The organism is Nocardia cyriacigeorgica (genome assembly GCF_005863245.1).
Lineage (GTDB): Bacteria > Actinomycetota > Actinomycetes > Mycobacteriales > Mycobacteriaceae > Nocardia > Nocardia cyriacigeorgica_C.
In genome coordinates, this window is the sequence record NZ_VBUT01000010.1 from 170,470 (window position 1) to 182,632 (window position 12,163).

Sequence of the window (12,163 nt, forward strand, 5' to 3'; positions counted from 1 at the left end):
TAACGAATGAGCGACGACTCGGTGTAGGAATGCGCCGAGGTAGGGATCGGCGCCTATCGTTTGCCTTCTCGGTACCGAGTTCTGCGCAATGTAGTCATCCGGCGCGGCAGCGGCAGTTTCCAGCGCGCTCTGCTGTGCCGGTTTCGTGGTTTCAGGCGAAAGCGGTGAGGGGACATGATCGAACAGCGCTACACGATCGGCGAATACGTTCGGGAACGGCGGCATTCGGTAGGAATGAGCTGCGGCGAAATGGCGGTGCGGGCCCGCATTCCGCGCGTGGTCGCCGAAGAGGTGGAAAGCGGTGCGCGCGAACCCAGTTCGGACACCCTGACGCAGCTGTTCGACGCATTGCAGGTGCCGGTGTGGTTCCGCGGGCATATCGGCAGCCTTACTCGCCCCGACTTCCTGCCGAGCGGGCTGGGTGCCGTACCGGACACCCCGACCCCCGACGACCTGGCGGATCTACGCAGCCTGACCCATCCCGCCTGCTTCCAGGTATTGCCGACCTTCGATATCGTCGCCGCCAATTCCGCGTATCAGCGATGGTTTCCCGGCGTCGAGGCCGGAACGAACGCGCTGGAATGGATGTTCCTGAACCCCGCCGCGAAAGCGGTACTGCCCGAATGGTCCGCCGAGGCGCGGCTGCTGGTCAATGCGTTCCGGGTGCTGTCGCCGGGGCTCGCCGACGATAAGCGGATCGCCGAGATCGCCGACCGCTGCGGGCGCGCACCGGAATGGGACCGGATGTGGACCGCTCCGCTGCGGCCCGACGAGCTGCACCGCGATCGCGTGCTGGTGCGCGACCCCGTCACCCGGCGCAACCGGGGCATGATCGCGCGCATCTACGCGCCGGAATTCCCGAGGCGGCCGTGGATGCTGTACCGGCTGGTGCCCGGCGCGTAATGGCCGGGCGAGCCGCTATTCACATTTGACGATCGGGATCGGATCGTATTTCACGGTGCGCGTTGTCCGCGACACTTCCCTGCCGGTAGCGATATCGGTGATCACCCGGGTGTCGCTGACGGTGAATCCGTCAGCGCCCTCGGTTGCGATGCAGCCCTCACCCTTGGGCAGGGTGATGGTCTTGGGTTTGGTCGGCTTGGTGCGTTCGCCGGTGATGGATTCCACCTCGACGGTCTTGGTGCCCCAGATCCGCACCGTCACTTCGGAATTGTTCGCCGAGGCTTCGATATAGATGCCGTTGGCGGTGTTGTTGCGGAAACTGAGGTCGATGGCGCCGTCGAACACCGTCGCTTCCCGGGCGGCCGGATACCGCGAGATGTAATAACTGTGCTCGGTGTGGCCGGTGTCCTCGAGACCCGCGAAATAGGCGGCGTTGTAGAGGGTGGTGGCGAACTGGCTGATGCCACCACCGACCGCCTTGCTCGGCCTGCCGTGGTCGATGATGCCGGATTCGACATAGCCCTCGGCGGTGCCGCGTGGCCCGGTGAACTCGTTGAGCGAGAAGGTTTCTCCGGGTTTGACGACGGCGCCGTTGACCTTCCTGGCGACGGTCCGGATATTCACCCCGGACGGTCCGCTGAACCCGCCGGTGGTGAATTCGCCCATCGGCTCGACGATTCCGAGGCCCGCGGCCGCTTCGGTGGTCAGTTTCGGCTCGACCTTCTCGTACACCGCGGGCGCGGTGCGCTGCGGCGCGGGGGCGGCCAGCAGGGTGGCGAGCGGCTCGAGGGTCTTCTGCCAGTTGATCTTGTCGCCGACCACCGACGGAACCACCGTCGGTTTGCCGCCGGAGAGGGTGAAGGTCGCGTCCTTGGGCTCGACCTCGGACTCCTTCAGCTGCGGGGCCAGCAGGTCGGTGGCGACCTTCTGATCGATGCGCGGGGTGAGCCCGCCGTTGCCGTCGGGCGCGAACGACACGATGGTGGCGATCTGCTCGGGAACCAGCTGGGCCTTACCGCCCTTGCCGTCGAAGATCACCGGCGCCGACACCGCGGGCTGGGCGATCTGCCGCAACGCCTGGTCGATCGCGTCCTGGCGAACGGCGACCGGCGCGGGCACCACCGGCAGGTTCATCGGCGTGCCGGCGACCCAGTTGTGCACGAGCACATCGCGGGCGGCAGCCGCATCGAGCACGCGGCCGGGGACCGGAGCCACCGCCACCGGTTGCGCGTTCTCGAAGACGATGGTGCCCTCGACGGTCGGCCGGTCGTGCACGCGTAGCCCGTCGAGCGTGGCGCCGAGCGCCTCCTCGTCGACGGCGGTATCGACCTCGACGGTCTCGGTGCCGAACAGCGAGGTCACGCGGGTGATCGGGTTGAGCGGCTGGCCGCCGATCCGGTCCCAGGTGCCGTCCCAGTCGACGCTGAGCCCCGCCGAACCGGGCACCAGCGTGGTCTGCACGTCGCCGATCGTCACCGGCAGTTCCCGGCCCGCGCGCCCATCCAGTTCCGCGCGCAGGCGAGCATCGGCCGCGGATTTGTCCATGCCACCGATCTCGACCCCGGCGACCACCACACCACGCGGCACCTCACCCGAGGACATCGCGAGATCGGCCACATACCCCAGCAGGCCGAGGCCGAACAGGGCGCCGACCGCGATCCCGATCTTGCGCGCCTTCGGCGACCGCATGATCTCCAAGAACTCGGGCCGCTTCTTCGATTCCTCCGGTTGCCGGGAAATCGGGCGACGTTCACCCGGCGCGCGTGGAGCCGGCGGGCGGGGAGCGCCCTGCTCGTCATCGTCGTAACCGGCTTCCTGATTCGCCGGGCTCTGCGCGGAGTGGGGGTAGGCGGTGGTCTCCTGCGTTGCAGGAGTGCGCTCGGATGCGGTGTAGGCCGCTGTCTCCTGGTCGTGCGCCCCCTCGCGGTCGTGCGCAGGCTGGGCAGGTTCCTGCGGTGCCGGCGCCGCTGCGGGCGCGAATCGCAGCGTCGACTGCGGATTGTCTTCCCGGCCTGCGGCCTGTGGGACCGCACTCATCACCTCGGTGGGCGAATCCCCGGCCGCGTCGGGGCGATCGGTGGCCTTCGGCGTATCGAAAGCCGGGCCCGGACGACGGGCACCGCTCCTCGAACCAGGGTCGGAGCCGGGATGCCCCGGACGGTTGAGCGCATCGGCGGTCGGGGCGGTGCTACTGGAACCCAAGGGTGCACCGCCGACCGAGTCGGGACGACCGGCACCCCTCGGCGCATCGACACCGGGGCCCGGGCGACGTCCACCATTAGGCGTTTCGACGCCGGATCCGGAGCGAGCGGTTTCTATCGGAGTAGCGACACCGGGGCCGGGGCGAGCGGCGCCGTTGGGCATGTCGGCGGCCGAGGCGGGGGTGAATTCTCCCCCTCGATGGGGCTGCTCGACCGGGAGCGCGTCGGTCGCGCCCGTGTCATCGACCTGGTGAGCCGTGGGCGCACCCGCGGTAGGCGGGACCGGGAGACGGCGCGTCAGCGGTTCCTGCGGTGCGTCGGCGGATCGCGCCTGCTCCGGGCGCGGGCGGGGCGGATTCGATTGAACGGGCAGCCGCTGCGTCAGATGCTCGGGCGACGGCTCAGGCATGTGCCCCTGACGCGGTTCCGGCGCGCTCTGCGGGCGCTCCTGCGACGATCCAGGCGGGTTGGCCGGCATGGGGATCCGCAGGGTCGCGCGGTCGAGGGGTGAGGTGGCGCGGCCGAATGCCGGCGCGGGGTCGGGCTGATGCGCCGGGGAGGGCTCGCCGGGCGGCGTGTTGCCGGGCCGCTCGGCGTTGCGCGGATTTTGCGCGTTTAGGCCCGGCCGTGCTGGTGAATCCTGGGACTGCGGGTGCCGATGGTCCACGAGCGGCTGTCGCGGTTCCTGCGCCTGCTGGGACTCCTGTGGCGACTGGAGCTGCTGGGCTTGCTCGGCCTCGCGGCGCTGCTGTTGCTGCTGGGCGCGGGCCGATTCGAGGAACTGGCGTAGCCCGCCGTTGGTGGGCTGTGCGCGGCGGGCGGGCTCGGATCTCTCGCCGCGTCCGGTGTTCGACTCGCCGGTCACGAATCGTCCTCCCCACATCGGGTTACAAGTTTCTCGCGCGGTGCGCGCTCGCCCAACGATAACGGTCGGCACCGACGACGTCAGTGCCGCACAGATCACACCGGATCGCGATCCAGCAAACGATGGGCAAAGTCGCAGTTCGCACACCAAAAGGCTCCGTGCAGTTGCCGGGTCGGGGGTCTGGCAACTACACGGAGCCGATCTGTCTATCGGCGCCGCATTCGCCGCGTTACACCCGCCTGCCACATCAATTTCCTCCGGCGCGGGACAATCGTGCGCGACCAGGGGTGACGACGAACGAGGAGATGATGGCATGCAGCTGGGAATGATCGGCCTCGGACGGATGGGCGCCAACATCGTGCGCCGGATCGTCGCCGACGGGCACACCGCCGTCGGATACGAACGCCACGCTCCGCATATCGACGAGCTCAGCGCCGAACTGGGCGACTCGTTCTCCGGAACCACCGACCTGACCGAGTTCGTCTCGCGCCTGGAAACCCCGCGCGTGGTGTGGGTGATGATTCCGGCCGGCGCGACGGGCGCCGTCATCGACCAGGTCGCCGCACTGCTCGCGCCGGGCGACATCATCATCGACGGCGGCAACAGCCGCTATCACGAGGACATCGAACGGGCCGAGCGACTGGCGCCCAAGGGCATCCACTACGTCGATATCGGCACTTCCGGCGGCGTTTTCGGCCGCGACCGCGGCTTCTGCCTGATGATCGGCGGCGAGGCCGAGCCGGTGAAGTACCTCGAGCCGCTGCTGCGTTCGATCGCTCCCGGCGTGGACGCCGCGCCCCGCACCCCCGGTCGCACCGGCGAGCCCTCCCCCGCCGAACAGGGTTACCTGCACTGCGGGCCGGCCGGCGCAGGGCATTTCGTGAAGATGGTGCACAACGGCATCGAGTACGGCGCCATGGCCGCCTACGCCGAGGGCCTCAACATCCTGCACAAGGCCGATATCGGCGTCGACTACGACGGCGGGGCGCATTCGGCCGAGGAGACCCCGCTCGAGCACCCCGAGTACTACCGCTACGACATCGACATCCCCGAGGTGACCGAGGTGTGGCGCCGTGGCTCGGTGGTCGCCTCCTGGTTGCTGGATCTGACCGCCGCCGCCCTGCACGCCGACCCGAATCTCGACTCCTTCGGCGGCCGCGTCTCCGATTCCGGCGAGGGCCGCTGGACCGTCGACGCCGCCATCGACATCGGCGTCCCGGTCCCCGTCCTGTCCGCGGCCCTGTTCCAGCGCTTCTCCTCCCGCGGCGAATCCCACTACGCCGACAAGATGCTCTCCGCCATGCGCAAGGCCTTCGGCGGCCACAACGAGCTCCCGAAGGAGTAATCCGATAGACCTTCCTGACCTGCGCGTCTGCGGCCCAGCTCGAGGGGGCGGGTTATATTCGGCACGGCCGGCGCGCCGGGTGATCAGGATCATCGGCCGGGGCGCGTGAGGATCGGCGCTTCCCGTGTGTCGACTCTGGGTACCGAACGACCGTCGTGGTGCGGCGGGAGGCTAGGAGGCTGGTTCTATGCTGCGGGAATTCCTGGACAAGGGTGTGGTGTCGGCGTTGGATCGCGCCGCGCACACGCAGGCGCCGGTGGTGGCGAAGTACGCGGGGTGGCTGCGGGACCGGCATCCGGAGGAAACGCCGGAGCAGATCGTGCGTCGGCTGGAGCGGCAGTACCTGATCGCGGTGACCGCGAGCGGTGTGGGTGTCGGGTTGAGTGCGGCGGTTCCCGGCGTGGGCACGGTGGTGGCGTTGTTCGCGACGGGCGCCGACACGCTGGTGTTCCTGGAGGCCTCGAGCGTGCTGACCACTGGTGCCGCCACGGTGCACGGGAAGTCGCCGGAGGAGATCCTCGACAGCCACCTCGTCTCGGCGGTGGTGCTCGGCCAGGCCGGGACGAAGGCATTGGGGCAGACGGCGGGCCATACCGCCGGTAAGTGGGCCGACGCGCTCGGCAACTGGATTCCGGGACTGAACCGCATGGACGACTCGACCATGAAGCGCTTCCTGGTCCAATTCGTGGTGCGACGCGGTGCGCTGATGTTCGGCAAGGTGATTCCGGCCGGGATCGGCGCGGTGATCGGCGGCGTTGGCAACAACGCGCTCGGACGGACCGTGATCGTGAACCTGCGCAGCACGCTGGAGTCGGCGACGCCGAAGCCTGCGCCGGTCAACGCCTGAACAGTCGGCAGTCGCCCGCGACCGAACTCGATCGACCCGGCACAGCCTCGATGCGGCGTCGGGCCGGACCATCGCCGTTCGACCCTGTCCCCGGCCCCGGAACGGTGCCGATGGGCGGTGGCGGCGCCACGCCCGGTCCGGCCGAATCGCAGCCCGTGATGCATAACCGCAGGTCATAGGCAGATCACCGGATCGCCAGAACGAAGCTCCCCGCGAGATCTTGACAGGTTCTCTATGTTCAGTCTTTACTGAACACATCAGTCATTGCGGAACTCGCAAGACTGAACCGGTTAACGGAATCCTCTGCAAGGAGCATCATGACCACCGCCGCCATCCGCACCGAGGGCCTCACCAAGCACTACGGCAAGCATGTCGCGCTCACCGATCTGGACCTCGAGGTGTTCGAGGGTGAGGTGTTCGGGTTTCTCGGCCCCAACGGCGCGGGCAAATCCACCACCATCCGGATCCTGCTCGACCTGATCCGGCCGACCTCGGGCCGCGTGGAAGTCCTGGGCATGGACCCACGCGCCGGCGGCGCCGAGCTGCGTCACCGAATCGGTTATCTGCCCGGCGAATTGGCGATCGAAGGCCGCCAGTCGGCACGCGAACTGCTGACCTTTCTCGCCGACCAGCGCGGCGACGTCACCCAGCGCCGCATCGCGGAACTGGCCGAGCTGCTCGACCTGGATCTGTCCAAGAAGGTCGGCTCGATGTCGAAGGGCAACAAGCAGAAGGTCGGCATCATCGCCGCGTTCATGCACAACCCCGACCTGCTGATCCTGGACGAACCCACCTCCGGGCTCGATCCACTACTGCAACAGCGCTTTCTGGACCTGGTGACCGAGGCCAAGGGCAACGGGCAGACGGTGTTCATGTCCTCGCACATCCTCACCGAGGTGCAGCAGACCGCCGACCGCGCGGTCATCATGCGGGCCGGGAAACTGCTCGGCACCGAGAACGTCGAGGATCTGCGGCGGCGTTCGCCGCGTGCGGTCGAGCTGACGTTCGGCGAGGAGATCTTCCCCGACGATTTCACCCGCCTGCCCGGCGTGCGCGATCTGGACATCGAGGGCACCACCCTGCGCTGCACCACCGAGGGCGAGGTGGACGCGTTGTTCAAGGTCGCCGCCAAATACCAGCTGGTCAGCGTGCTGTCCAACGAACCGGACCTGGAACAGATCTTCTTCAGCCTCTACGGCCGCTGACCCCACTCACCCTTCCGCACAGGAGAATTCGATATGAAGCGCACAGTGTTCACCCAGACCCTGAAAGAACAGCGCCGCGGCCTGATCGGCTGGTCGATCGGCCTGGCCATCGTCCCGATGATCTATCTGCCGTCCTATCAATCGCTGAAAGAGCAGGGCTCGCTCGATATCCAGCAGAACAGCATGTACGACGCGATGGGGCTCAGCGATTTCGCCAGCGGCACCGGGTTTCTCAACTCCACGGTGTACTCGCTGATGGGTTTGCTGTTGATGCTGATCTTCGCGGTCACCATCGCCACCAGGACGGCCACCCAGGAAGAGAACGGCAGCCTGGATCTGCTGCTGGCCCAGCCGATCAGCCGCACCGGGCTGCTGTTGCAGCGTTTCGCCGCGCTCGCGGTTCAGGTCGCGATCGTGAGCGTGGTGCTCACGGTGAGCGTGGTCGCCGGCGCGGACTCCGGCAACCTCGAGGTGGCGACCGGCAATATCGTCGCTGCCAGCGCCGGGCTCGGACTGCTCGCCCTGTTCGCGGGAGCCGTCGCGCTGTTGGTCGGCGCGGCAACCGGCAAGCGTGCACTGGCGCTGGGTGTGGCGGCGCTGCTCACCGTCGCCGGATACCTGGCCAACAATCTGGGCGACGACTGGCTGCGCAAGCTCTCGCCGTTCTACTACGCCAACGGGGATTCCCCGCTTGTCAACGGCTGGAACGCAGGGCACCTCGCGGTGCTGGCGGTGTGCGCGGGCCTCGCGCTGATCGCGGCGCTGGTGTGCTTCGATCGCCGGGATCTGGCGGTGTGAACAGTACGTACGGGGCGGGCCGAGGTGGCCCGCCCCGTTTTCCCGTTTCTCCACCCCGGAAGGGATACTCGACCGATGACCAGTTCGGAACGCTTTCCGGCGGCCCCGACCCCGGAGCAGTTGGCCTTCGTCGAGGATTTCGCGCTCGTGCTCGAACGCATGGGCCTGGTCCGGATGACCGGCCGCGCCATGGGCTGGCTGATGGTCTGCTCGCCGCCCGAACAGACCTTCGCGCAGATCGCCGATGCCTTGCAGGCGTCGAAGGGCTCCATCTCCAATGCGCTGAAAAACCTCACCACGATGCGCTGGGTCGACAAGATCTCCAAACCGGGCGACCGCAAGGACTATTACATCCTGCGCGCGGGCGTGCTCCCCGAACTCACCCGCCAGCAGAGCACCCAGTACGAGGACCTGACCGCGATGACCTCGCGCGGGCTGGCCCTGTTCGAGGACCCGGACAGCGAGCAGGCTTCCCGGGTACGCGAGATGCACGAATTCTTCGTGTGGATGGGCAAAGAGCTTCCGGCGTTGATCGACCGGTGGTACGCCGAACACCCACCCGCCTGAGCTGCGCCTTCACGCCCTCCGGCTGCGCACCCACACGTAGAGGAAGCCGAGCGTGAAGCCCAGGTGCACGACGAGGAACACCGCGGCGAGGTCGCGGGCATCGCCGCTGAACACGCCCCACACATCGTTGGCGGCGACAGCACCGAAGCCGACGATATTCGCGGGCACCACAGTGCCACGCACCGACGCCGGCTCCGCATTACGCGAGGTCCAGTTCAACACCGCGATCCCCAGCAGCGGCCCGCCGAGCAGCCGGAGCAGGGCGATCAGTTCCGGCGACGCATCGTCGGGCACCGCACCGACGCCGAACTGCGACGGCACGAATATCAAGGCCAGACCGACGGCCGCGAGATAGCTCGCCGTGGTCACGAAGAGAGGCTTGAGCATACGAGCACCTCGGGATAGGACTGCGACGAATCAAGGATCGCAGAAATCGACCGGGCAGGCCGGGAGAACTGCCGCTCGATCAGCCTCCCTCGCGGGCCGAGCGTGTCATCCTCCCGGCTCGTGGCCCATCACCCTCGCCCTCGAGACAGCGTTGAACCCGCGTCCGGAGGTGCACCGTCATGAGCAGCCGAACGGCAGAATATTGCCGATATGGCCGGTGTCCGCTCCAGCCCGAACGCAACAGGACGCGATCGGCAAAATCTTGCCGATCGGGCCGCGCTCACGCTCAGGAGCGGTCGAACTGGCCGTCCGCGATTCCCTTGACGAACGCATCCCATTCGGCGGGGGTGTAGGCGAGTTCCGTGCCCTCGGGGGTAGCGAGCGTGGCAGACCCATCAGGATGGATGGCCAGCGTGAGGATGCCGGGGATGGTGGTGGGATTGCCGCTCAGGCAGTCGTCGAGGAATCGGCGCCAGTGGGAGGTGGGGACCTCGATGATCGGCTGATCGGTGGCGGGGCCGGTGTACTTGCTGTCGCGAATCAGAACGGTGGTAGCCCGGTGCGCGACCTCGACGCACGCTCCCTCACCGCCACTGAAAGTGGACTTGAACCAATCGGCGCGCATGCCGCCTACTTTATCCGGGTGGCGATCCGATCAATCAGTCGAAGTGACGCATCTTGATCCAGGGCGATGCCGACGACCTGTTTGAACTGGTACTCGAGCGTTTCGATCCGTGGCCTGTCCTCGATCACCTCGAAATGGATCGCTGATTCGAGCCAGCCCAATGTCGGCAGCCGGACGCTATCGAAATCCATCAGGTGCAGGGTCGACACGTTCAGGCTCGCGGCCGATCCCTGCGCGTCGAAGGGAACGACCCGGAGATCCAAGTTGCCGGCGTATCTGTCAGCAAGATCCATGAGATGCCGTAACTGAGCACGTTGCACGTCAGGCCCGCCAACCTGCTGCATCAGGACGGCCTGACCGAGGACAACAGAAAGCTGCAGCGGGTCCCGGCGCTCCAGCAAGCGCTGGCGGCGCAACCGAATCCGCACCCGGCGCTCAGCCTCCGTCGGGCGAGTTGAGACCACCGAGGACATCAAGGCCCGGATGTAGTCCTCGGTTTGGAGCAGTCCGGGTATCACACTCCCCTCGACGTCACGCAAATGCCGGGTGCCGTCCTCCAGTCCGTAATACCGCAGTAGTTCCGGGTGCAGGATCGACGAGTACTCCGCCCACCAGCCGCGCTCCTTCGCCACCTTGCGGAGCGCGAGCAGCTCGGCTCGCTCGTCCGCATCGAAATCCAGCAGTTCGATGAGCTGGATCAGCTTCTCCTCGGTCAGGATGCCGCGATGGTTCATCACCTGTGACCAGTACGCTGCGCTGACATCCAGCGCCTTCTGGATCGCGACAGCCTTGATCCCGCACGCCTTGCTCTGCTCTCGAATGCGGAGGACGAGTTCCCATGCCGCAACAGTCGGCGAGGCCGAGACCATGACACTCCCTCCCAGTGGCGTATGAAGACAAGGCCCACTCTAGCGCGAATTTTGGCCATGATTCGCGGATTTCTTGTCTGCTTAAATTAATCGATTTACTCTTCGGTGTATCGCGCGTCATCACAGTCCTTCTCAATCCGGCCCGAGTCGAGGGGAAGCACACCTCATGCAGCAACCAGCGTTCGACAACATCCGCTCTACCAGTGGAAACGTGCCTCACACCCGGCCAACGCCGGATTCCGCCCGGACCAACCCATGACCTCACCGCGCCCCACTGAACCGGATGTGCACCTGAGCGTGTTCCTGCACGGCGCCCGCTTCGACTACGCGGCCTGCGTTTCCGCGGCGACGGCGTTTCTGCGCGAGTGGTCCCTGCGCCACACCGAATCCGCCGCGATCCTCCCCGGGGCCACAACGGGTTTGACCCGCCTGCCCTGCGAGCGCCTCTACCTGGAGCCCTGAGCCGATGAACGACAACGATCCGGCCCCGGCGGTCGGATACCTGCGCACCGACCTGTCTGGCGTGGCCGCCGAGTTCGACCGAGCCCAGATCATCACCCGGGCAGCACGACTCGGATACACCTTGACCGGCGACGTCATCGAACACACCGCCGCCACCGAGCACCGCACCGAACATCTACTGGCAGCTATCTACGCCCACCGCGCCGAAGCAGTCATCGTCCCCACCCTCGCCCACCTCGACAAGGCCACCTTCGACCTCGTCCTACCGGCCGCCGACATCATCACCACACAGCCGTACGAGACCTACGCTCGCCAGTGGACGTCCGTGCAGGTGTACCCGGATCGACCGTTTATGTGAAGCGAGGGGCCGGGCGGCGGAAGGCTGGCCATACGCCCACGAAGCCTGCTCTACGATGACCTCGACTCGAATCGAAGGATGGTCAGCGTGTCGGAAGCATTCGATTGGTCGGCCCCGGAAACCTACAGCCTCGCCGTCGACATCGACACCTATCTGGCCATGCCGGAAGATCTGGCGCGGCGGATCGAGATCAAAGACGGGATGATCATTCACTGCGAATCCGCGTCGCCGAACCACAACGCGGTGTCACGCAATATCGAGCGGGCGCTGTTGGACGCCAAGGAGAAGCGGTCTGCGGATGAGCCGTGCGTGCGGGTGAACCGCGATATCGACATGCTGGTGTCCGAAGTCCCGTTTCATTACAAACGCCCCGACGTGATCGTCTACCGCTGTATCGACGAACCCCGTCCGCGGTGGAACCGCAAGCCGACTGTCGCGGATACCCTGCTGGTCGTCGAGGTCGTCTCGCCGACGACCGTGACCGCCGACCTGGTGGATAAGCGCGCCGAGTACGCGCGGTTCGGGATTCCCAACTACTGGATTGTCCGGATGGCCAACGAGGATGGTCCCGCTGTGTCGGTCGAGATGCTGACGCTGGACTCGAGTGGGAGCTATGTGTCGGCGGCACATCGAAGCCGCACGCGTGGGGGCCGCGCCATCGAAACACTGGTGCCGTTCGATGTCTCGGTGTCGTGGGAAGACCTGGATGACGGCATCGACTGACTGTGCCG

14 protein-coding genes are annotated in these 12,163 nt (G+C 66.8%); 10 read left to right on the forward strand and 4 right to left on the reverse strand.

Annotated features, from left to right (window positions below; genetic code table 11):
- The first annotated feature begins 174 nt into the window (after positions 1–174).
- On the forward strand, positions 175–903 hold the full coding sequence (locus FEK34_RS23925; RefSeq protein ID WP_138451226.1) for a helix-turn-helix domain-containing protein: 729 nt from the start codon (positions 175–177) through the stop codon (positions 901–903).
- Positions 904–918: 15 nt separating this feature from the next.
- Here FEK34_RS23925 and FEK34_RS23930 read toward each other — a convergent pair whose 3' ends face one another.
- A complete protein-coding gene (locus FEK34_RS23930; protein WP_249359542.1) occupies positions 919–3,105 on the reverse strand; it encodes a VanW family protein in 2,187 nt (728 codons plus the stop codon).
- A gap of 651 nt (positions 3,106–3,756) precedes the next feature.
- Here FEK34_RS23930 and FEK34_RS30150 point away from each other — a divergent pair.
- From FEK34_RS30150 to FEK34_RS23955, 6 genes are all read left to right on the forward strand, one after another.
- A complete protein-coding gene (locus FEK34_RS30150) occupies positions 3,757–3,894 on the forward strand; it encodes a hypothetical protein (RefSeq protein WP_171048358.1) in 138 nt (45 codons plus the stop codon).
- A 388-nt stretch (positions 3,895–4,282) separates the two neighbouring features.
- On the forward strand, positions 4,283–5,314 hold the full coding sequence (gene gnd / locus FEK34_RS23935) for a phosphogluconate dehydrogenase (NAD(+)-dependent, decarboxylating) (protein ID WP_138451228.1): 1,032 nt from the start codon (positions 4,283–4,285) through the stop codon (positions 5,312–5,314).
- Positions 5,315–5,501: 187 nt separating this feature from the next.
- A complete protein-coding gene (locus FEK34_RS23940) occupies positions 5,502–6,161 on the forward strand; it encodes a hypothetical protein (protein WP_138451231.1) in 660 nt (219 codons plus the stop codon).
- Positions 6,162–6,478: 317 nt separating this feature from the next.
- Positions 6,479–7,366 (forward strand): ABC transporter ATP-binding protein, encoded by an 888-nt coding sequence (locus tag FEK34_RS23945; protein ID WP_138451233.1) that lies wholly within the window; start codon positions 6,479–6,481, stop codon positions 7,364–7,366.
- Positions 7,367–7,399: 33 nt separating this feature from the next.
- Positions 7,400–8,164 (forward strand): ABC transporter permease subunit, encoded by a 765-nt coding sequence (locus FEK34_RS23950; RefSeq protein WP_138451235.1) that lies wholly within the window; start codon positions 7,400–7,402, stop codon positions 8,162–8,164.
- Between the two features lie 75 nt (positions 8,165–8,239).
- Positions 8,240–8,731, forward strand: a complete 492-nt coding sequence (locus FEK34_RS23955; RefSeq protein ID WP_138451238.1) for a GbsR/MarR family transcriptional regulator — start codon at positions 8,240–8,242, stop codon at positions 8,729–8,731.
- A gap of 9 nt (positions 8,732–8,740) precedes the next feature.
- On the opposite strand, the gene FEK34_RS23960 is transcribed toward FEK34_RS23955, so the two are convergent.
- The 3 genes from FEK34_RS23960 to FEK34_RS23970 all read right to left on the reverse strand — a co-directional run bounded on the left by FEK34_RS23960 (position 8,741) and on the right by FEK34_RS23970 (position 10,612).
- Positions 8,741–9,118: a hypothetical protein gene (locus tag FEK34_RS23960; RefSeq protein ID WP_138451240.1), complete on the reverse strand. Its 378-nt coding sequence runs from the start codon at positions 9,116–9,118 to the stop codon at positions 8,741–8,743.
- Positions 9,119–9,404: 286 nt separating this feature from the next.
- Complete coding sequence (locus FEK34_RS23965) at positions 9,405–9,743, reverse strand: DUF397 domain-containing protein (protein ID WP_138451242.1); 339 nt, start codon at positions 9,741–9,743, stop codon at positions 9,405–9,407.
- Between the two features lie 5 nt (positions 9,744–9,748).
- Entirely contained in the window at positions 9,749–10,612 is an 864-nt protein-coding gene (locus FEK34_RS23970) for a DUF5753 domain-containing protein (RefSeq protein WP_138451244.1), read from the reverse strand.
- A gap of 255 nt (positions 10,613–10,867) precedes the next feature.
- On the opposite strand from FEK34_RS23970, the gene FEK34_RS23975 reads away from it, so the two are divergent.
- From FEK34_RS23975 to FEK34_RS23985, 3 genes are all read left to right on the forward strand, one after another.
- Entirely contained in the window at positions 10,868–11,074 is a 207-nt protein-coding gene (locus tag FEK34_RS23975) for a hypothetical protein (protein ID WP_138451246.1), read from the forward strand.
- A gap of 4 nt (positions 11,075–11,078) precedes the next feature.
- Positions 11,079–11,432: a hypothetical protein gene (locus FEK34_RS23980; protein ID WP_138451248.1), complete on the forward strand. Its 354-nt coding sequence runs from the start codon at positions 11,079–11,081 to the stop codon at positions 11,430–11,432.
- Positions 11,433–11,519: 87 nt separating this feature from the next.
- Positions 11,520–12,155, forward strand: coding sequence for a Uma2 family endonuclease (locus tag FEK34_RS23985; protein ID WP_171048359.1), 636 nt, complete (start codon positions 11,520–11,522; stop codon positions 12,153–12,155).
- Positions 12,156–12,163 lie beyond the last annotated feature (8 nt).